This window comes from Paramuribaculum intestinale, assembly GCF_003024925.1.
Lineage (GTDB): Bacteria > Bacteroidota > Bacteroidia > Bacteroidales > Muribaculaceae > Paramuribaculum > Paramuribaculum intestinale.
In genome coordinates, this window is record NZ_PUED01000015.1 from 1 (window position 1) to 20,365 (window position 20,365).

A 20,365-nucleotide genomic window follows, 5' to 3' on the forward strand; every position below is an offset into this window, starting at 1 on the left:
ATGGAGCACCGTGAGCACTACCTCGAGAGCGCTTTTGTGCTCTTTTTCGTGCATGTCGACCGGTATGCCTCGACCGTTGTCGACCACTGTTATGGAGTTGTCTTCGTTGATGGTCACTTCGACGTGTGTGGCAAATCCGGCCAGCGCTTCGTCGATGGAGTTGTCCACCACTTCATACACGAGGTGATGGAGTCCTTTCTCGCTGATGTCGCCGATGTACATCGCCGGGCGTTTGCGCACGGCTTCGAGTCCTTCAAGCACCTGAATGTTGCTCGCACTGTAGTTTTCTTCTTCTATTTCTGCCATGTTGGGGTTGATTTCCTGTTGGTTGGCGTCAGCAGGGCGTGGCCCTGACGTGTCGACGCCAAAAATCATACAAAGTTACAAAAAAATCTTGATTCAGCGTCAGCGGTGTCGAAAATATCATCGGCGGTCGCCGTCAAAGCGAAAAGGAAGGATTTTCTTTTGAAAGGTCGTCCTGATAGTCTGAAAGCTCACGTGTCACAACTGTTGATAACGAGACAACTTTACTCAGAGAATTTCAGACTGAGGTCTATTCGCGAAAATACTTATCCCTATAGAATTAGAATGAAATTTTGACAATGAATTATTGACAGCGAGAAGATAGAGGCGGTGAATCCGGTATATATATGTTTAGCAACAAATAGGAAATCGGGCTTGCGTTATCTCGACGCAAGCCCGATAGTGACCGATTTGATGAAAAGAGTCTGTATAATATCGGTCGGCAGAAAAAAAGATTCATTAAAGAAGTACTACTTGTCCAAAAGTCATAAGTACAATATATCCAAGAATAAGTCCAATTGTTCCCATAATCAAGCCCGTGGTGACCATGTCCTTTTGCTTGATGAATCCCGTTGCGTCTGCAAGGGCATTGGGAGGAGTGGAAATTGGCAGAATCATGGCTACTGACGAACTGATTGCAACCCCAATAAGCAGAGTTCCTATACCTCCGAGTTCTGCGAGTTTGACTCCCATACTTGACCCGGCTATCGCAAGAATAGGGATAAATAATGCTGCGGTCGCTGTGTGGGAGATAAAATTTGCCATTAGATAACAAAGCACTCCGGATCCGATGACGACCACCAACGGCGACCAAGTTCCAAATGGAATGGATGTTATCAGGTGCTGAGCAAGTCCTGATTCCTGAAGAGCTACACCAAGGGCAAAACCTCCGGCGACCATCCAAAGTATACTCCAGCTTAATTCCTCAAGATCTCGCTTTGTTATTATGCCAGTCACGCAAAGTACTTTAATCTGAAGCGGGTTGTTGTTTTGCCTGTGTTCCTTTTTCCACTGATGATACTCATCTACCAGTTGGAATCCATGAAAGTTCTTAAACATAACTTTCCTTCAGCGCTATGTGATGATTATCAATCAAATTCTTTAAGGATTTGATTTTAGTCCATTGATCGTTGTACTGGAGACCGCGTGGCGCGTAGTTAGACAGGCAGAATCCGGTTTTAGGACTGATAGCCAAAAAAACGGGATTGATATGTCTCTTGGCTTTCCTTACGAAACGGATAATGGCATCTTTATCATCCGGAAAAGGAGAATGTGCGTCTATAAGCCCCATTACGACTTTCTTCCCTTTCGGCAGATGGCTTAGAATCTCTATTGAATAATCATCAGCTACATCAAAAGGCATGAAGAACTTGTCGGCAATGACTTCCGACAATATCCGTGGCATGATATTATCAGGATATTTTATATATTCCCACTCCGGTACTATTGTGTCACCACCGGAAAGATAAATTGCCTTCTCAATATCAGAAGGCGTTTCAGCGAAAGAACCATTGATCAGTTCAATTAAGATATTTTGTAAACTTATGGTGTCTATACCACCTTGCAGAAGCCTTTTTGCGAAATTATCCTCACATAGGCAGCCACACGCTGTATCATCGAATACTATGCTTCGGCATCCCAATTCATACAGTCTTATTATGGTTTTACGATATGCTTCAGTTATGTCGGATACAAGGCTTGAAGCATCTGGATAGAGACGTTCAGGGTGTCCGTCGGCCATAAGAAGGAGTTGCATATACAACTCGGTAGGCGATGGAATAATTTGGCGGCACACTGCACGTTCGGCTACGGCATCAGCCATAAACTTGAAATCATCGAAATAAGGGTGTGATGGATTAAAAGAAATGCGACCCGTGAAGCGCATTAGATCGGTAAGGTTTGTATCAATAGAATACAGATGGCCACTTTCGAGGCGTTCTTTTGATATACCTGACAGGCCGAAGAAGAAGTCCTTGTTCCAGTGTTTCCAGCGTATTCCTCCCGACGTAACAACAGTCAGTCCACATTCAAGCTGTCTCTCGACGATGTCAAGAACCGCATTATTTTCAATCTCTTTCAAACGATCGGATGAAAACTTCCCATGGTCACATTTGATTCGCGTTGCATTTAATTCGGATGGTGGGAGATAGATTCCGATTACATCAAATTCCATTTAGTACGAGGTGATGATGATAAAGTTAAACAATAGATTTCAACATGTATCATCTCTCGTGCCTCTTGTGGGTTCAATGATTGGCATACAGCAAAGGGCAAAGTCACTTTGACTTCACCAGAGCGACCATGGGGGTTATATGAGTTTCCTTGCTGAAGGTCGCAAATGTATTGTATGTCAGTTGTCGCTATCATAGCATCCAGTCCTCGGGATTAATGATACAATGGTCCCGGCAGGTCTCCTGACTTGTCCTGTTTCCGTAAGCCTTCCCGGTCATATCGTGACCAGTGACTGTAATCTACGGAAATCCTTGGCGGACTCACAGTAGCGGGTCTGTTCAGGATTCTCACCTGATTCCCTTTTAATTCATGGCATCTTGCGATGCACACGAAACCTGAGACGGTGCAAAATTACTCAAAATTTTTCAAACAATGAGTAAATATAATAGAAAAATCAAATCATCAAAGTTTCTATGCATTTCTATGCATCAGTTCTATGCATCAGCGCCGTCAGGATATCTTCATGAGCTCGGCCATGAAGCGGTTGCGGTCGGCGGCGCGCTGTCGTGTGCGGTTGCGGTAGGTGTAGACGGTGTTGAGCGATAGTCCGAGTGTGCGGGCTATGCGGTTGCAGTCGTCGACTCCGATGCGCATGAACGCGGCCACGCGCAGTTCGGGGGTGAGCTGTCCGGGTGTGGGATGTGGAAATGTCTTTTCAGGCAGCAGGAGGCTGTTGAGGCGGTCGACGAAGCGTGGGTAGGTGCATAGAAACGCCGTGTCGAAAAGCTGCTGGAAAATTTCTGTCTGGCTGTTGAGCAGGCGGAAGCTTTCTCTTGCGTGGGCGTCGGTGTGGCGCGATTCTTTGGTGAGCGCCCGCAGGTTGTCGGAGATTTTCTGATGACTGTCGGAGTGGGCGAGTCCGAAGTCGATTATTTTGTGGAGCAGTTCGGTCGGAACGGTCTGCTCGGAGGGTATGGTTGTGAGACCGCTCCCGTTGGAAACAGTGTCGGCAGTGTCGGCGTCGGGAGGCGTGTCGTCGGCCGGGGATGTTACGGTGGTGTGTGTCGCTGTGTCGGGCCGGTTGTCGGGTGCGGTGTTTTTGCGGCGGTAGAGCGATATGCATCCGGCCGACGATATGGCAAACATCGATGCCAGTATTATTTCGGCGGTGGTGATCCTGTCGTAGGCCGATGTATTGTCGGTTGTCTCTGCAGGTCGGATGTCGGAGCGGGTCTGACCAGTGTCGGCAAGGGCGTGGGACGGCAAGGCCGTCGATATCGACAGCAATATGATGAATGTTGATATAGCGATATGTTTTTTCATTCGATAGAAGGTAGGGTAAACATGTTAATGGTGCAAAATTATTATATTTTTGGCAAAGAAACCGTGTTTTGACGTTGCCGGTCGGGTCACACATTTGTTTGAATTTCGATGCTCGTGATTTGGATTTGTAACATGCGGTGTATAGATCCATGCGGTTGTAATATATTGAGAGTCAATTGTCTAAATGAATCATTTATTGTATTTTTATCGATATGCGGTTAGATGGTATTGATATGGGTGGGGATTGTTTGTAATTTTGTGTTGTAATTTCGTGGGCGTGTATAGCGCCCGGTTCTTAATTTGAATCAGGAGTTTGTTAAATATGTTCCGTAAAGTGTATCCGGGATGTAAATCATTTTGGAGTTTCAAGTAAGAAGTGCATAATAGTAATGTGTTTTATGTTAGGTTTGGCAGCCTGATTCCAATTTTGAGATGACGGCTAAGATGTAAGCCGCTCCGTGAGGAACGGCTTATTTTTGTTGCTCTTGTATTATCTATACTGCGGGTGGATGTAGTGTGGAGGTATGTTTTTTGTATGGGTAAACAACGTTAAATTTTTTTTAGGTTAAAAAGTTTTATGTTAAAATCTATGATTTCGTTGCGATAAACCGATGTGGTTGTTAACTTTGCATCGCTCTTCCATGCCGGTTTATCACCGGGAGCATTTTATAGGGACAGTATGAGTGTGGAATTACGGGATTTTGGCTACACTCGGCAAAAGCTATGACTTGGATTAGATACTTTGCTATGCCGCCCTGCAGGAACGGCATGTCTGTCGCATAGTACAGTCAGAAAAAGACCATGAACAAGATCGAGGCGGTGTGTCGACGGTTTTCACGAACCATCAATACACCGCCTCGGTCTGTTTGCGTGGAAATCTCTGTCGGCCGGTCAGAATGTGAACTCTTCCATTGTCATGGTGGCGAGCTGCTGGAGCTGGGGCACGATGGTGCGGAAGTGATCGGTGGCCATGTGCTGCTCGAGGTCGGCGCGGTCGTTCCACGTCTCGCAGATCATAAGGTGGTTGTCGACGGTCAGCGATCCGTATAGGTCGTAGCTGATGCACCCCTTGTCGTGGAGCGAGAGTTCGGTCAGTCCGGTGGCGGCCTCAATGAGCGGCCGGCGGTTGGATTCTTTCTCGATAAGAAGGAATACGTTGAGTCGTATCATGATTATACGGGTTAGTGGTTGATGGATATGCTGTGGTTAAAACGCCTGCGACGGGGCGGAAAGTTCAGCGGGTGGTGCCGGTCGTGAGTTCCTGGCGCAGGAACGGGGCTGTGGGCGATGTTCCGGCGGCGACCTCTTCGGGCGTTCCGGCGGCGAGTATCATGCCCCCTTCAGAGCCTCCTTCGGGTCCCATGTCGATCAGGTGGTCGGCGCATTTCACCACGTCGAGGTTGTGTTCGATCACCACCACGGTGTTGCCTTTGTCGACGAGGCGGTTGAACACTCCGAGCAGCACCCTGATGTCTTCGAAATGCAGCCCGGTGGTGGGCTCGTCGAGCAGAAACAGTGTCCGGCCGGTGTCGCGCTTGGCAAGCTCGGTGGCGAGTTTCACGCGCTGGTTCTCGCCTCCGGAGAGTGTCGACGAGGGCTGGCCGAGTTTTATGTATCCGAGCCCGATGTCGTGCAATACTTTTATCTTGTTGAGTATGGCGGGGATGCCGGCGAAGAATTCCACGGCCTGGTTGATGGTCATGTCGAGCACGTCGGCTATCGATTTGCCTTTGAATCTCACTTCGAGTGTCTCGCGGTTGTAGCGTTTGCCGCCGCAAGCCTCGCAGGGCACGAGCACGTCGGGCAGGAAGTTCATCTCTATGGTGCGGTAGCCGTTGCCTCCGCAGGTCTCGCATCGTCCGCCCGATACGTTGAACGAGAATCGTCCCGGTTTGTATCCGCGTATCTTGGCTTCAGGCAGGCTGACAAACAGGTTGCGGATGTCGGTGAACACTCCGGTGTAGGTGGCGGGGTTTGAGCGGGGGCTTTTGCCGAGGGGCGACTGGTCGACGGTCACTATCTTGTCGATGTTTTCGAGTCCTTCGATCGAGGCGTAGGGGAGCGGCTGCTCCTGCGCGCGGTAGAAGTGGGCGGAGAGTATCGGACGGAGGGTGCCGTTGATGAGCGATGATTTGCCTGATCCGCTGACTCCGGCCACGACCGTCAGAGTGCCCAGCGGCAGGGTGAGGTCGACTCCGCGCAGATTGTGGCCTGTGGCTCCGAGAAGCCGGAGTGTCTTGCCGTTGCCGGGTCGCCGTCGCTGCGGCACCTCTATGCGCCGCTGTCCGTTGAGATATGAGGCGGTGAGGGTGTCGGTGAGCAGCATTTTGGCGGGTGGCCCGCTGAACACCACTTCGCCACCCTTGCGCCCGGCCTTGGGGCCGATGTCGACAACGTGGTCGGCTTCGAGCATCATGTCTTTGTCGTGCTCTACCACGATGACGGTGTTGCGGGCGTCGCGCAGTTTCTTGAGCGAGTCGATCAGGCGGCGGTTGTCGCGCTGGTGGAGGCCTATGCTCGGTTCGTCGAGGATGTAGAGCACATTGACGAGCTCCGATCCGATCTGTGTGGCCAGGCGTATGCGCTGGCTTTCTCCGCCCGAGAGGGTGGAGGAGTTGCGGTCGAGCGATAGATAGCCGAGTCCGACGTCGACAAGAAATCCAAGACGTGTGCGTATCTCCTTGACGATCTCGCGCGCCACTATGCCACGGGTGGAGGGGAGGCGGTCGGAGAGGCCTTCGGTCCATTGGTAGAGGGCGCTGATGTCCATGCGGCAGAGGTCGGAGATGTTCTTGCCGTCGATGAAGAAGTGGAGCGCCTCGCGGTTGAGGCGCCGGCCTCCGCATTCGGGGCATGCGGCGCGGCTGAACCATTGGCCGCTCCATTTCTGGGCGCTCGACGATGCGTCGTCGGCCTGTTGCATCTCGATGTATTTGAGTATGCCTTCGTAGGTGAGGAAGTAGTTGGAGGTGGAGAGGGTGGCGTTGGAGATTTTGAGTCGCTCGTCGGTGCCGTTGAGTATGTCGGCGAGGGCTTCTTCCGACAGTTCGCCCACGGGTGTGGTGAGCTTGTGGCCGTATTTCTGGCAGATAGCTTCGATCTGCCAGAATATCATCGAGTTGCGATATTTGCCGAGCGGGGCTATGCCTCCGTCGCGGATCGATAGCGACGGATCGGGCAATATCTTGGCGCGGTCTATGATGTTGACCTGTCCGAGTCCTTTGCACGTCGGGCAGGCTCCCTGCGGGGAGTTGAACGAGAAGTTGTGGGGCGCCGGCTCGCGGTAGGAAATGCCGCTGACGGGATCCATCAGCGACTGGCTGAAGTGGCTCGTCTGGTCAAGCTCCACGTCGTAGACCATCATCTCTTTCTCTCCCTGGCGCAGGGCTTCGTCGACGCTGTCGCGCAGGCGCTGCATGTCGGAGGCTCCCTTGAGGCGGTCGATCACAAGCTCAATGGAGTGGTTGCGGTAGCGGTCGAGTTTCATGCCGTAGGTGATCTCGAGCATCTGTCCGTCGACTCTGACGTTGAGGTAGCCTTTCTTGCGGAGGCTCTCGAACAGTTCCTTGTAGTGTCCCTTGCGGTTTTTGACAAGCGGGGCGAGTATGTAGATCCTGCGGTCGGGGTAGCGCTCCGATATGAGGCTTACGATCTTCTCGTGGGTGTATTTGACCATCGTCTCGCCCGAAATGTAGCTGCGCGGCTCTCCGGCGCGTGCGTAGAGCAGTCGGAGGAAGTCGTAGATCTCGGTGGTGGTGCCTATGGTGCTTCGCGGATTGCGGTTGACGGTCTTCTGCTCGATGGCTATGACCGGGTTGAGGCCTGTGATCTTGTCGACGTCGGGGCGTTCGAGCGATCCGAGCATGTTGCGGGCGTAGGATGAGAATGTCTCGACGTAGCGGCGCTGTCCTTCGGCGTAGATCGTGTCGAAGGCGAGCGACGATTTGCCCGATCCCGACAGGCCGGTGATGACGGTGAGGCTGTCGTGGGGTATCTCTACGTCGATATTCTTCAGGTTGTGCACTCTCGCTCCCATCACTTCAAGCTGCTCTTCGGCTATGGCGGTGGGTGCGGTGTCGTGGATATGCGGTTTTGTTTCAGTCATTGTGGTAACACCCTGTTGTGTCTGTCGGCAGGGCGGTTGTGGTCATTTCGGTTATGTATTGTGTGTCGCAGCGGTGTGTGGCGTGTCAGTCCTTGATCCAGTTGCGGTCGTAGACGGTGGGTTTCTGCCGGCTGCGCATCTGCGCTCCGGGCTTGGGCACCATGACGGTGTAGGTCTTTCCGGTCTTGTTGGGGAGCGATTTGGCGCGTATCCAGGGGTTGTGGTCGCGCAGTGCCATGTAGGTGGTGCCGTGGTCTATGGCCCACTGCTGCCAGTCGTCGACCGGTCCGCTGACTTTCACCGGAGTGCATTCGGCGGCGCGGTAGAGCTGATTGGCCTTGAGTGAGAATCCGTAGTCGGCGGGTCGGGTCATGATGAGTTTCATGGCAAGCAGGCGGAACATGTAGCGCGACGTTTCGTCGGTCAGGTAGAGGTTGTAGGCGGTGTTCTGCCCCTGAGCCTGCAGTTCGCGCGATATGCGTGCCATCCCGCCGTTGTAGGATGCGGCCACCGACTCCCAGTTGCCGTAGCGTGAGTAGGCGCGTTTCAGATAGCGGCATGCGGCCTCGGTGGCTTTTTTGAGGTTGTAGCGTTCGTCGACGAAGTTGTTTACTTCAAGCCCGAACTCTTTGGCGGTGGCCGGCATCAGTTGCCAGAATCCGGCGGCTCCGGCGGGCGACAGTGCCCGCGGGTTGAGGGTGCTTTCGATGCAGGCGAGGTAGAGCATGTCGAGCGGCACTCCGTTGCGTTTCAGTATCGGCGCCATGACCGGAAAGTAGCGGTTGGCGCGTTTTATGGTGAGGAGGGTGTTGCCGTGGGTGTAGGCCATCGCTGTGAGTTCGCGGTCGAGGCGTTCGTACATGTCGTCGCGGTCGAGGCTGACTGTGTTGCCGGCGAATGTCACTTTGGCCGGTATCTCGGGGTTGACGACGTTGGGAAACTGGGCTGCCGCGGCCATTGCTGCCACGACGGCCATTGCTGTCAGTATGTTGCGCAGTCTGTTCATGTTCTGATAGAGTGTCAAAGGTTTTGAGGTATGGGATGATGTGTGTGTCTATCGTTTTCTTCTGATGATGTTGATGTCGCCGCCGAGGTTGTAGCTCTTGCCGTCGGCTCCGCGTGCCTTGACGACGTAGTAGTAGGCTCCGGGATCCACGAGGCGGCCTTTGTAGCGTCCGTCCCATCCTTGCGAGGGGTCGGTGAGGGTGGCGAGGCGCACGCCCCAGCGGTTGAATATGTGGCATTCGAATTCGACGAGGGAGCGGTAGCTGACTTTCCATTCGTCGTTGACCCCTTCGGAGTCGCCGGGAGAGAATGCGTTGGGGCATGAGAGGCGGCTTTCGCCTATGCTCACGTTGTAGGTGTCGCTGACATAGAGGCAGGAGCCGTCGGCGTTGGCGGCCGTGAATCGTGCGAAGAAGTTGCCGGCCTCGCGGAACGTGTAGGTGAAGTCAGGGTCTGTCTCGCTGACGATGATGTCGGTGAATTCATCGTTGGTGGCAATCTGCCACTCGGTGAATGCGGTCGCTTCGGTTGTTGAGGCGGTGAATGTGGCTTCGAGCGGCGCCGATCCGGCTGTCGCGGCGTCGTCGGTGGTCTGTTCGTTGGCCACGTCGCGTGTGTTCAGTTTCATTGTGGCGCTGGCGGCGACAGCTGTGGGTGTGAAACCGGATTCGACAGCCTCGACGGGGCGTTGCCACTGTATCAGGAAGCGGTCGCCGCGCAGCGTCAGGGCGGTGGCGCACAGCGGGGCGTCGATGGCTATCACCTCGCGGAGGTAGGGAAATGACTCTACGGTTTCGCGCTTTGCAAAATTGCCATCTTCGTCGGCTTCGAGAGTGCTGTGGGTGAGTGTGATCCGGCGGTCGATCTCAAACGGGCGTCCGTTGATGCCGTGATAGGTCATGCGGGGAGCCACGCCGGTATATGCGAGTTCGAGCGTGGCGCAGTCGCTGAGCGTGGTGTGGAGTTCGCCGCAAGTCATCGGGGTATCGTTCCAGTCAGTCACCCAGAAGAAGGTGCGGATGTCGCCCTCTTTGGCTATGTAGCCGTGGCTGCCGCTGTGCAGACTGATGGAGGCGCCTTGTCCGATCCGTGTGGCTTCCGAAGCACCGTCGACGCCGAACATATACCATACGGCCCCCTCGGGCGATGTGACAGTGGCGCTGAGCCCGTCGGATCCGTCGGTCACCCATGCATGGTTGAGGCCGCTTGACGGCTGGACTTCGATCTCCACCGGCGGCACAGTGGCGGAAAGCCTGACGTCGGCGGCGGCTTTCAGCGAGGTTATGATGATTATGGATATGTAGACAATCGTCAGTCGCATTCGCTCAAAAATAGTTTTAGCCTGCAAAATTACTAAATCTGTGGCTTATGGCGATGCGTGCTTCTATGCGGCAGGTGTTAATTTCCTGTTATTTTTGCAAAAATCCCCTCCCGGACGACAGTGGGTCATCTCGTTCGTGGATATGCCGGCGCAGCAGACAGATCCTATGGCAATATGCTTTAGCTCACAATGGTTACGTATCTAAAATTGTATAGGCGTGTATAAAAAGAGAGCCCACGTCCGGATGGCGGAAGTGGGCTGAGAAGGTTATATATCCTACGGTTTACCCTTTGGGTTAGACTCCGGGTTATAAATAGAGCCTTGGCTTTTTAATAACGCCAGCAAAATGCCTTCTCTTTGGTAGTAAAACGCCGGAGTGCACTGATGGTTCGCGGCTCCGGCGTTAAATAGTGTTTTCTCGCGGTCTGATGTCAGTGGGCCGAGTCGGTGGCGGTCACCTTCACCGAGTCCATCTTGCGCCATGCCACTATGATATATGCGGCGACAAACGGCACGATCACCGATACCCAGCTCATCACGGTGAGCGTGAATTCGGTCGACGAGCTGTTGCGGATGCTCAGCGAGCTTGATGCGTCGAGCAGCGACGGGTAGTAGGCGGTGGAGTTGAATCCGGCGTAGCAGAAGAGCGCGATGACCACGAGAATGGTTCCCGCTCCGGCCCACCAGATGCCTCCGCGCCATGCCTTGCGGAAGGCTGTGGCGCCGATGCCCCACAGTACGGCGGCGACCCCGGCTGCAAATGCTATCGTGGCCGGCCACAGGTCGATCGCGTTGTGGAGATATTTGTATTCGGTCCATCGGAATGTGTCGGGGTCGGTCTGTGTCAGTCCGCGCTGTGTGAGCAGGACGGCGAGAAATGCCAGAAACAGCACTACGAACACCGCGCCGTTGATCGTGGCCTGGCGTCGCAGCCGTGCGCCGAAAGCATCGTCGGCTATGTCGTTGAGCATGTAGAGCGAAGCGAGTGTGCGCGCGAGCATGAGCACGGTCACTCCGAGAAGCAGGTTTTTCCAGCAAAGTATGGCTTCGAGTCCGTGGGTGGGCGCCCAGCGCGATATGACGGGCGATCCGTGGTCGAGTATGTTGCCCATGTTGACGGTAAACTCTGCTCCGAAAAACATCATGCCCACGGCCACTCCGAGCAGTATGCACCCGGCGCATCCGTTAATAAGCAGGAATGCGTCGTAGGTACGGGTGCCGAATATATTGCCCGGTTTGCGGCGGAATTCGTAGCTCACAGCCTGAAGCACGAAGCTGAAGAGTATGAGCATCCAGAGCCAGTAGGCGCCGCCGAAGCTCGTGGAGTAGAAGAGCGGGAATGACGCGAAGAATGCTCCGCCAAACACCACAAGGGTGGTGAATGTCAGCTCCCATTTCTTGCCGAGCGAGCTGATGATCATCGTGCGCTGTGATTCGGTGAATCGCTGGAAAAGCATGGTCTGTCCGCCCTGCACGAAGAGCAGGAACACCAGAAGCGATCCGAGTACGGCTATCAGCAGCCACCAGTAATTCTGAAGATATTCAAGTTCCATGGTTGTCAATGTCATTTTTCGTTTTCAAAATCGGTTTCGGCGCCTTTGCGCAGCTGGCGTGTCATGATGCATATCTCCGCAGCCAGAAAAGCGGTGAATACGGCTGCGAACATCCAGAATGTGGTCTGCACGCTTGCGGCGGAGATGTCGCTGACGGCTGCCTGTACGGGCATGAGCCCCTCGATGATCCAAGGCTGGCGTCCGACCTCGGCGGTGACCCATCCGGCTTCGGAGCAGATCCACACTACGGGGATCGACGCGATGGCAGTCAGTATATACCATCGTTTGGTCAGCAGGTCGTGGCGGCGGAACGCTCCCCATAGTGTCAGCGCGAGCACGAGGCACAGGAATCCTCCGGCAATCACCATGATATGGAACGCATAGTAGGTGACGGCTACAGGCGGCACTGCCTGGGCTGGCGACTGGAGATAGCCGTAGCCGAAGTTGTCGAAGTCGGCCTTTAGCTCGGCGGCGGCCTGCGTCATAGCGGCCGTGTCGCCCTCTTTGCGGGCTGCGTCGTAGCGTCGTAGCGCATTTTGGGCGCGCTGTCCGGCGGCTATGCGTTGGGCATAGCTTTCGGTCTTTACGGTGTCGCCGGCGGGTGTGACGGCGCGCCCCTCTATCAGATCGTTGATGCCGGGTACGAAGCCGTCCACCGAGTGGGTGGCGAGTATCGACAGCCCTGCAGGGATGCTGATGTTGAACAGGAAAGCGGGCTTGTCGTCGCCCGGCTTCTTGTCGGGGTTGAGGATGCCGAACGCGCTGATGGCCTGCCCGCACGAACCGTCGTAGAGTCCCTCCATGGCGGCGAGTTTCATGGGCTGCACCCGCGCCACGTCGACAGCCGATCCGTCGCCGCTCCATAGGGTGCCGAGCATGCCGATGGCTCCAACCGCGGAGGCTACCTTGATGGAGCTTATGGCCATGGCGTGGTTGCGTCGCCGAAGCATGAACCAGGCGGAGATCCCGGTGACGAAGACACCCGAAAGCACCCATCCCGACATGACGGCATGGAAGAACTTGTGGATGGCTACAGGCGAGAGCACCACTGCCCAGAAGTCGTCCATGACATTGCGCATCTGTGCCGGATCAAACTCCATGCCCACCGGATGCTGCATCCAGGCGTTGGCGATGAGTATCCACAGAGCCGAGATCGACGCTCCGATCGCGGTGAGCCATGTGGCGGCCAGATGAAAACGCGGACTGACCTTGTTCCATCCGAAAAACATCACTGCGATAAACGTCGATTCCATGAAGAACGCGAGCAACCCTTCTATGGCGAGCGGCGCTCCGAATATGTCGCCTACAAACCAGCTGTAGTTCGACCAGTTGGTGCCGAACTCGAATTCAAGGATTATGCCGGTGGCCACTCCGAGGGCGAAGTTGATGCCGAACAGTGTCATCCAGAATTTTGTGATGGCGAGCCACCGCCGCGATCGGGTGCGGTAATAGATGGTTTCCATGATGCCGATGATCACCGAGATTCCGAGGGTGAGCGGCACGAACAGCCAGTGGTACATGGCGGTCAGGGCAAACTGCCATCGCGACCAGTCGACTACTTCTACGAGATTTTCCATTAGCGTCTGTGGTTGAGTTGTTATGGTGTTGAGTGTTGATTGTCGGTCGGTTGTCGGTCGGGCTGCGATCCGCGGTCTATCAGCTGGCCGCGCACTGCCGCGGCTCTATCCTCGTCGGTCGGATAGTCGCGGCTCAGCAGGTCGGGAAAGAAGAAGAGCCGGAACACCAGGAACAGTATGGCCAGTTTTATCAGTATTATGGCCCACAGACTTCGCCCCACCGTCATGGAGCGGAATCCGTCGATGTACAGATCGGCAACTCTGCGTATCAGGTTGCGCGGTCGCTTTTTGTCGGAGATGTCAGATTGTTTTGCCATCTGTTGATAGAGTGTGTTCGGTGTGTGACAGAATTAAAAAGATTGTGGAGGCATAAAGTTCGTAAATACATTGGCAAAAGGCAATTTTTCCGATAAAAAATATTTTTCTGTGAAAACTTATGGTCGATGATTTGGATAATTGCAAAAAACATGCTACCTTTGCACCACCAATCAGAAATGATTCGGAAAAATAGACCACGGTGAGGTGGGTGAGTGGCTGAAACCACCAGTTTGCTAAACTGACGTAGGAGCAATCCTACCACGAGTTCGAATCTCGTCCTCACCGCCATAAACGGAAGCACGACACCCTGCGGTATCACTTCCTTTTTTATGGTACCATGGCCGAGTGGTGAGGCAACGGTCTGCAAAACCGTGTACAGCAGTTCGATTCTGCTTGGTACCTCTTTAATTAGCGTGATGATCCGGTTTTGGATGCAAGTCCTGATCCGGATCTTTTTTTGTGGCATTGCGGGTGATGACAGCGGCTGCCGTTGAAACAAATCAATCTGCCCGCGCGTTTATTCTGATGAATGGCTGTGGCTGCGTGGATGGCGTAGAGTAGCCGTCGGATAAAATCTTAATCCTATGTCGCACAATGAACGCAACCGACGCGCATCGGCCAATATGGCCGACCGTCAGAATCAATCGCTCTATCCCCCGTGCACACGGCGCACCATGTGGGTCGCCATAATTCTCCTTGTGGTGATAGTCGCGGCCGGTATCTGGGCTTTTTACTCGATACTCGGCTGACAGGGCTTCCGCTGGCACGGTTTTTGCAGCTCTTGATGGCAGTAGAAATATCAAACAGATAATTATATGGAAAAAATTCAACCCGGAAAATATGTAGAGCTGGGCTACGACCTCTATGAAGTGACCCCTGCGGGTGAGAATCTTGTGCATCAGACCGATGCGCAGGATCCCGAAAAGATAATATTCGGAGTTACTCCCGGCATGATCCGTCCGCTTGAAAAGGCTATCGAGGGTCTGGAGGCCGGCGGCGAGTTTGACGTCACTGTCAAGGCTGCCGAGGCATTCGGTCCGCATGATCCCGATCAGGTGGCTCGTCTTGAAAAGGACGTGTTTGCCGTAGACGGGAAATTTGATTCCGAGATGGTAAAGAAGGGAGCGGTGCTTCCGATGATGACTTCTGACGGCTATCGCATCAACGGACTCGTGGTGGATGTCACCGACGATGAGGTCGAGATGGATTTCAATCACCCTCTGGCCGGCAAGGACGTGCGCTTCAAAGGCTCGATCATCACCGTGCGCGACGCTACTCCCGAAGAGCTTCAGCCGGCTCACGGCTGCGGATGCGGCTGCCATCACGGCGGCGAAGACTCCTGCGGCTGTCATGGCGACGGAACTGATTCGTGCGGATGCTCCGACCACGAGGGCTGCGGCTGTCACTGATCGCTTGCCAGGGTCGGCTTGCACGTGACATGCCGAATGATACAGACCCCTGCGCTGATGCTCTTTCCGGGCTTTGCGCGGGGGTTGTTTCGTCTGCGCGACCGGTGGCTCGATTCGGCGGGTTAATTTATAATCGGTATAAATTATTCCCGCGTTTTCTTTGAGATTACACATAAAATTGCCAATTTTGCAGCTGAAACTCCGACGTAAATTATGAGATTAGACGAACTTCAGACCGGGCAGAAAGCGAAAATCGTGAAGATTCTCGGCCACGGGGCGTTCAGAAAACGCCTGATTGAGATGGGATTCGTGAAGGGGCACGATATAGAGGTGTTGCTTCATGCTCCGTTGAAAGATCCCATCAAATACAGCATAATGGGCTATGAGATCTCGCTCAGACGGTCGGAAGCGCATCTTGTGGAGGTGACTCCCTTCGCAGGGGAGCAAAATCACGCGCGGAGTGGCGGTGAAAAGCCTGCCGACGTCAGGCACCGCCCGGCTCATGTCATCAATGTGGCTCTTGTCGGTAATCCCAACTGTGGCAAGACGTCGCTGTTTAATGTGGCTTCTGGAGCCAAGGAACATGTCGGAAACTATTCGGGAGTGACGGTCGACGCCAAGTCGGGTCACTTTGACTACAAGGGCTATCGGTTCAATATCGTCGACCTGCCGGGCACTTATTCGCTGGCATCCTATTCGCCCGAGGAGCTTTATGTGCGCAAATATCTGCGCGACGCCACCCCCGACGTGATCATAAATGTGGTGGTGGCCTCCAATCTTGAGCGCAATCTCTACCTGACCACCGAGCTGATCGACATGGACCGCTCCATGGTGATAGCTCTCAATATGTACGACGAGCTTGAGAAACGTGGCGACAGACTCGACTACAAGCTTCTCGGAAGTATGATCGGAGTGCCGGTGGTGCCTACCGTAAGCCGTACCGGACAAGGACTGAACGAACTGTTCGATACGGTTATCGATGTATATGAGGGACGCGACGAGGATGTGCGCCACGTGCATGTGAATCTTGGCGAGGATATAGAGCGCGGTGTGACCGCCGTGAAGGATCTGATCAAAGCCGAGCCTGATGTCAGCCCGCGCTTCTCGCCACGCTTCATAGCGATAAAACTCCTGGAGGACGATGCCGAGGTGATACGCCTGGTGGAGAGCCTGCCCGGATCGGCGCAGATCATGGAGGCTACGAGGGCGGAGCAGCAGCGTATAGAACTGATGCGCAAGGAGGATGCGTCGTCGGCCATCGCTGATGAAAAATACGGATTTATAGCCGGCGCGCTTGCCGAGACGCTTGTCAAGGGCGATCAGGACCGTAATAACCCGACGAATATCATCGACGCGTTTGTGACCAACAAGTTGTTCGGTTTCCCGATATTCCTCCTTATAATGTTTGCGATATTCTGGGCTACGTTCGAGATCGGCCAGTATCCTATGGACTGGATCGAGTGGCTGGTCGGTAAAATATCGCAGATTGTGCAGGGGATGATGCCCGACGGGCCGCTGAAGGATCTCATTGCCGACGGCATAATCGGCGGTGTCGGCGGTGTGATAGTGTTTCTACCCAACATATTGATACTCTACTTCTGCATCTCCTTCATGGAGGATTCCGGCTATATGGCGCGGGCGGCGTTTATAATGGATAAGCTGATGCACCGCATAGGGCTTCACGGCAAGTCGTTCATACCGCTGATCATGGGATTCGGATGCACGGTGCCCTCCATCATGGCAACCCGTTCGATAGAGAGCCGCACGAGCCGTCTGATCACCATACTGATCAATCCGTTCATGTCGTGTTCGGCGCGGCTGCCGGTCTATGTGCTGCTTGTCGGCACGTTTTTCGAGCGTCATGCGGCTCTGGTCATCCTCGGTCTGTATTGCCTCGGAGTGGTAGTGGCCATGGTCACCGCCCGTCTGCTGCGAAAGTTCAAGTTTACGACCGATGTCACTCCGTTCGTGATGGAGCTTCCGCCCTACCGCATCCCCACTCTGAAGGCCTCGTTGCGCCACACATGGGGCAAGGGTCAGCAATACCTCAAGAAAATGGGCGGAGTGATCCTCGTGGCCAGCATAATAGTTTGGGCTCTCAATTATTTCCCGATCCACGACAGGCAGGCTACGGTGGCAGATGCTGACGACGCGCAGCTGACCACAGCCATCTCCGACGATTCGCAGATCGATGTTCATCGTGATTCATATCTCGAAATGGCCGGAAAGATAGTCAATCCCGTCATGGAGCCTCTGGGATTTCACTGGCGCGCCTCTGTGGCGGCTCTTGCGGGCATTCCCGCCAAAGAGATCGTGGTATCGACGCTCGGAGTGCTCTATACCGGCGACGAGGAGATCGACGACAGTTCGCTCTCGGCACGCCTGACGGCTGTGAATCCCGCCACGGGCACGGCCGACTTCTCGGCCGCATCGGCACTGAGTTTCATGATCTTCATCCTGCTCTACTGCCCGTGCATAGCCACCGTGGCAGCGATAGTGAAAGAAACGAATTCGTGGAAATACGGTGCGTTTTCAGTAGTCTACAACACATTGCTGGCTTGGTTGGTAGCGCTTGCCGCCTACCATATAGCGCTGCCGTTCTGCTGACGGCGGCGTAAAATCATTGTCCTTCCCTACCTTTTTGGCATGAAAATTGTTTTAATGGGTGTAAGTGACTAAATTTGCAATCTCTAAACACATAACCTATCGAACAACTGACAAAAATGACCGAAAAGGCTGACATCGTCGGACTCATCACCGAGGGAATACAAGATAAGAAAGGACGACGAATCTCCGTCATAGATCTGAGCGGCATCGAGAGTGCCGCCGCCAGCAACTTCATAATATGCGAAGGCACCTCCACGATGCAGGTGTCGGCGATAGCCGACAATATACGCGAGCATCTGCTGGAAAAGGCCGGAATAAAGCCGTATAACTACGACGGCTACCAGAACTCGCAGTGGATCGTGATCGACTACGGCGACACGCTCGTCCACGTATTTATCCGCGAGATGCGCGAGCACTACAATCTCGAAGAGCTGTGGAGCGACGCTCCGCTGACAGAGATCGCCGACCTCGACTGAATCCATCCTCTTTCCGCACACACAACCCCAAGAAATGGAACAACCCAAGAAAAACAAACCGGCCATACGTTTCAGCATGTACTGGATGTATGCCATCGTGATAATATTTCTCGCCGGCATATTGTATTTCGACGACAATTCGATGACCAAGTCAGTGTCGTACACCAAATTCGAGCAGTATGTCCACGACCGCGGAGTGAGCCGCATCACAGTGTTCTCCAACAAAGGAGAGGTTGAAGGCGCCTTGACCGACTCCATGGCCAAGGTGGTGTTCGGCTCCAACTTCAAGCCCGAATCGGGTGTGAGCGCCCGCATTGTCGCCGAATCTCCCTCGGCCGACAAGATGCAGGACAAGATCGACCAGTGGCGTCAGGAAGGCGTGTTCAGCGGCGAGGTGAAGTATGAGAAGGGGAGCGACTTCGGGCCGCTGCTCTGGACCTTCGGCCCGGTGATAATACTGATCGTTTTCTGGTTTGTGATGATGCGCCGCATGTCGGGCCGTGACAGCGCCGGCGGCGGAGTGTTCAGTGTCGGCAAGTCAAAGGCCAAGATTTTTGACAAGGACGGTCCGATACATGTCACATTCAAGGATGTGGCCGGCCTCTCCGAAGCCAAGACCGAAATAGAGGAGATCGTGGAGTTTCTGAAAAATCCCCAGCGCTACACCAATCTCGGCGGCAAGATACCCAAGGGAGCGCTGCTTGTCGGCCCTCCGGGTACCGGCAAGACCCTTCTTGCCAAGGCTGTTGCCGGCGAGGCCAATGTGCCCTTCTTCTCCATGTCGGGTTCGGATTTCGTGGAGATGTTCGTGGGCGTCGGCGCGTCTCGTGTGCGCGACCTGTTCCGTCAGGCCAAGGAGAAAGCTCCATGCATAGTGTTTATCGACGAGATCGACGCCGTGGGCCGAGCGCGTGGCCGCAATCCCAACATGGGTTCAAACGACGAGCGTGAAAACACCCTCAACCAACTGCTGACGGAGATGGACGGCTTCGGCACCAACTCCGGAGTGATCATACTGGCGGCCACCAACCGCGCCGACATACTCGACAAGGCGCTGCTGCGTGCAGGCCGCTTCGACCGGCAGATCTATGTGGATCTTCCCGACCTCAACGACCGTGTGGCTATATTCAATGTGCATCTGCGCAAGATCAAGACCGATGAAACGGTCGACGTGGATCTTCTCGCACGCCAGACTCCCGGATTTTCGGGCGCCGACATAGCGAATGTGTGCAACGAGGCCGCACTTATCGCTGCGCGCCACAACAAGCAGAGCGTCGGCCGTCAGGATTTCATCGATGCCGTCGACCGTATAATCGGAGGTCTTGAGAAGCGCTCGAAGATCACTACCGACGAGGAGAAGCGTTCGATCGCCGTCCATGAGGCGGGCCACGCCACGGTGTCGTGGCATCTCCGCTATTCCAATCCTCTGATAAAGGTGACGATAGTGCCGCGTGGCAAGGCTCTCGGAGCAGCGTGGTATCTGCCCGAGGAGCGTCAGATCACGCCGACGCAGGCACTTCTCGACGAGATGTGCTCCACGCTCGGCGGACGTGCGGCCGAAGAGCTGTTCATCGGCCATATATCCACCGGCGCGGCCAATGACCTGGAGCGCGTCACCAAACAGGCCTATGCCATGGTGGCCTACTACGGCATGAGCGACCGTCTGCCAAACCTGTGCTACTACGACTCCACCGGTCAGGACTACGGTTTCTCGAAGCCCTACAGCGACGAGCGTGCCCGCCTGATCGACGAGGAGGTGTCGCGTATCATCAGCGAGCAGTATGAGCGCGCCAAGGAGATACTGCGCAGTCACGCCGAGGGACATGGCCGTCTGGCCGATACGCTTATCAGCCGCGAGGTGATATTCACCGAGGACGTGGAGAAGATCTTCGGCAAGCGTCAGTGGGCGTCGCGCACCGACGAGATTCTCGCCGCCAATCAGGCTGAGGGCGACACCAATGGACGTTCAGACAGCGATGCCGCCGATGAAAGCGACTCTCATGAATCGTCGCCCTCTCCGGCCACTGCGATGCCCGCTTTGCCCCCGGCCGAAACCGCTTCTGGCGATAGCGCTGCGGCTGACTCCGCCAGCGATAAGGGTGGTGAGGCCGATAAAGCCGATGACGCCGGCGACATCACTCCGCCTCCGTTCAAGGGACTTTGAATCCCGTCCACTACAGTTGATATCACGATCAG

General features: G+C 54.6%; 15 protein-coding genes, 2 tRNA genes, 1 pseudogene and 1 riboswitch. Of the genes and pseudogenes, 7 read left to right on the plus strand and 11 right to left on the minus strand.

Translation table 11 applies throughout. The features are described 5' to 3' along the window. From C5O24_RS02385 to C5O24_RS02435, 11 genes and pseudogenes are all read right to left on the minus strand, one after another. A partial coding sequence (locus tag C5O24_RS02385; RefSeq protein ID WP_205961051.1) for an ATP-binding protein occupies positions 1 to 306 on the minus strand: 306 nt, incomplete at its 3' end. Between the two features lie 456 nt (positions 307 to 762). Continuing rightward, positions 763 to 1,281 (minus strand): annotated as a pseudogene (locus C5O24_RS02390) (SLC13 family permease); the annotation flags it as partial. 73 nt (positions 1,282 to 1,354) lie between these two features. Further along, positions 1,355 to 2,476 carry a uroporphyrinogen decarboxylase/cobalamine-independent methonine synthase family protein gene (locus C5O24_RS02395; RefSeq protein ID WP_107036106.1) on the minus strand — a complete coding sequence of 374 codons (1,122 nt, stop codon included), beginning with the start codon at positions 2,474 to 2,476 and terminating at the stop codon, positions 1,355 to 1,357. A gap of 214 nt (positions 2,477 to 2,690) precedes the next feature. Next, positions 2,691 to 2,889, minus strand: a riboswitch (cobalamin riboswitch). Positions 2,890 to 2,985: 96 nt separating this feature from the next. Further along, positions 2,986 to 3,798 (minus strand): DUF6377 domain-containing protein, encoded by an 813-nt coding sequence (locus C5O24_RS02400; protein ID WP_107036105.1) that lies wholly within the window; start codon positions 3,796 to 3,798, stop codon positions 2,986 to 2,988. A gap of 891 nt (positions 3,799 to 4,689) precedes the next feature. Beyond that, positions 4,690 to 4,968 (minus strand): putative quinol monooxygenase, encoded by a 279-nt coding sequence (locus tag C5O24_RS02405; protein ID WP_107681398.1) that lies wholly within the window; start codon positions 4,966 to 4,968, stop codon positions 4,690 to 4,692. Positions 4,969 to 5,032: 64 nt separating this feature from the next. Continuing rightward, complete coding sequence (gene uvrA, locus C5O24_RS02410; protein ID WP_107681399.1) at positions 5,033 to 7,903, minus strand: excinuclease ABC subunit UvrA; 2,871 nt, start codon at positions 7,901 to 7,903, stop codon at positions 5,033 to 5,035. An 85-nt stretch (positions 7,904 to 7,988) separates the two neighbouring features. Continuing rightward, entirely contained in the window at positions 7,989 to 8,909 is a 921-nt protein-coding gene (locus tag C5O24_RS02415; RefSeq protein ID WP_107681400.1) for a lytic transglycosylase domain-containing protein, read from the minus strand. A 48-nt stretch (positions 8,910 to 8,957) separates the two neighbouring features. Then, a complete protein-coding gene (locus C5O24_RS02420) occupies positions 8,958 to 10,229 on the minus strand; it encodes a T9SS type B sorting domain-containing protein (RefSeq protein WP_107681401.1) in 1,272 nt (423 codons plus the stop codon). Between the two features lie 431 nt (positions 10,230 to 10,660). Next, positions 10,661 to 11,782: a cytochrome d ubiquinol oxidase subunit II gene (locus C5O24_RS02425; protein WP_107681405.1), complete on the minus strand. Its 1,122-nt coding sequence runs from the start codon at positions 11,780 to 11,782 to the stop codon at positions 10,661 to 10,663. Positions 11,783 to 11,793: 11 nt separating this feature from the next. Next, on the minus strand, positions 11,794 to 13,359 hold the full coding sequence (locus C5O24_RS02430; protein ID WP_107681402.1) for a cytochrome ubiquinol oxidase subunit I: 1,566 nt from the start codon (positions 13,357 to 13,359) through the stop codon (positions 11,794 to 11,796). 20 nt (positions 13,360 to 13,379) lie between these two features. Continuing rightward, a complete protein-coding gene (locus C5O24_RS02435; protein ID WP_107036099.1) occupies positions 13,380 to 13,676 on the minus strand; it encodes a DUF4492 domain-containing protein in 297 nt (98 codons plus the stop codon). Positions 13,677 to 13,875: 199 nt separating this feature from the next. Between C5O24_RS02435 and C5O24_RS02440 the strand changes: the two genes are divergently transcribed. The 7 genes from C5O24_RS02440 to ftsH all read left to right on the plus strand — a co-directional run bounded on the left by C5O24_RS02440 (position 13,876) and on the right by ftsH (position 20,333). Then, a tRNA-Ser gene (locus tag C5O24_RS02440) sits at positions 13,876 to 13,965 on the plus strand. 43 nt (positions 13,966 to 14,008) lie between these two features. Further along, positions 14,009 to 14,079 (plus strand) — tRNA-Cys (locus tag C5O24_RS02445). A gap of 182 nt (positions 14,080 to 14,261) precedes the next feature. Beyond that, complete coding sequence (locus C5O24_RS13915; RefSeq protein WP_161553769.1) at positions 14,262 to 14,426, plus strand: hypothetical protein; 165 nt, start codon at positions 14,262 to 14,264, stop codon at positions 14,424 to 14,426. Between the two features lie 66 nt (positions 14,427 to 14,492). Next, positions 14,493 to 15,086: an FKBP-type peptidyl-prolyl cis-trans isomerase gene (locus C5O24_RS02450; protein WP_107036098.1), complete on the plus strand. Its 594-nt coding sequence runs from the start codon at positions 14,493 to 14,495 to the stop codon at positions 15,084 to 15,086. A gap of 213 nt (positions 15,087 to 15,299) precedes the next feature. Continuing rightward, positions 15,300 to 17,693: a ferrous iron transport protein B gene (gene feoB, locus C5O24_RS02455; RefSeq protein WP_107036097.1), complete on the plus strand. Its 2,394-nt coding sequence runs from the start codon at positions 15,300 to 15,302 to the stop codon at positions 17,691 to 17,693. A gap of 116 nt (positions 17,694 to 17,809) precedes the next feature. Then, complete coding sequence (rsfS, locus tag C5O24_RS02460; protein ID WP_107036096.1) at positions 17,810 to 18,169, plus strand: ribosome silencing factor; 360 nt, start codon at positions 17,810 to 17,812, stop codon at positions 18,167 to 18,169. A 34-nt stretch (positions 18,170 to 18,203) separates the two neighbouring features. Beyond that, complete coding sequence (gene ftsH / locus C5O24_RS02465) at positions 18,204 to 20,333, plus strand: ATP-dependent zinc metalloprotease FtsH (RefSeq protein WP_107681403.1); 2,130 nt, start codon at positions 18,204 to 18,206, stop codon at positions 20,331 to 20,333. Positions 20,334 to 20,365: the final 32 nt, after the last annotated feature.

Excerpts from the sequence above, each read along its gene's own strand:
- C5O24_RS02450 (WP_107036098.1), top strand. The coding sequence starts at position 14,493 with ATGGAAAAAATTCAACCCGGAAAATATGTAGAGCTGGGCTACGACCTC.
- C5O24_RS02430 (WP_107681402.1), bottom strand. The coding sequence starts at position 13,359 with ATGGAAAATCTCGTAGAAGTAGTCGACTGGTCGCGATGGCAGTTTGCC.
- C5O24_RS02405 (WP_107681398.1), bottom strand. The coding sequence starts at position 4,968 with ATGATACGACTCAACGTATTCCTTCTTATCGAGAAAGAATCCAACCGC.
- rsfS (WP_107036096.1), top strand. The coding sequence starts at position 17,810 with ATGACCGAAAAGGCTGACATCGTCGGACTCATCACCGAGGGAATACAA.
- C5O24_RS02400 (WP_107036105.1), bottom strand. The coding sequence starts at position 3,798 with ATGAAAAAACATATCGCTATATCAACATTCATCATATTGCTGTCGATA.
- C5O24_RS02435 (WP_107036099.1), bottom strand. The coding sequence starts at position 13,676 with ATGGCAAAACAATCTGACATCTCCGACAAAAAGCGACCGCGCAACCTG.
- uvrA (WP_107681399.1), bottom strand. The coding sequence starts at position 7,903 with ATGACTGAAACAAAACCGCATATCCACGACACCGCACCCACCGCCATA.
- C5O24_RS13915 (WP_161553769.1), top strand. The coding sequence starts at position 14,262 with ATGTCGCACAATGAACGCAACCGACGCGCATCGGCCAATATGGCCGAC.
- C5O24_RS02415 (WP_107681400.1), bottom strand. The coding sequence starts at position 8,909 with ATGAACAGACTGCGCAACATACTGACAGCAATGGCCGTCGTGGCAGCA.
- C5O24_RS02425 (WP_107681405.1), bottom strand. The coding sequence starts at position 11,782 with ATGGAACTTGAATATCTTCAGAATTACTGGTGGCTGCTGATAGCCGTA.
- C5O24_RS02395 (WP_107036106.1), bottom strand. The coding sequence starts at position 2,476 with ATGGAATTTGATGTAATCGGAATCTATCTCCCACCATCCGAATTAAAT.
- C5O24_RS02420 (WP_107681401.1), bottom strand. The coding sequence starts at position 10,229 with ATGCGACTGACGATTGTCTACATATCCATAATCATCATAACCTCGCTG.
- ftsH (WP_107681403.1), top strand. The coding sequence starts at position 18,204 with ATGGAACAACCCAAGAAAAACAAACCGGCCATACGTTTCAGCATGTAC.
- feoB (WP_107036097.1), top strand. The coding sequence starts at position 15,300 with ATGAGATTAGACGAACTTCAGACCGGGCAGAAAGCGAAAATCGTGAAG.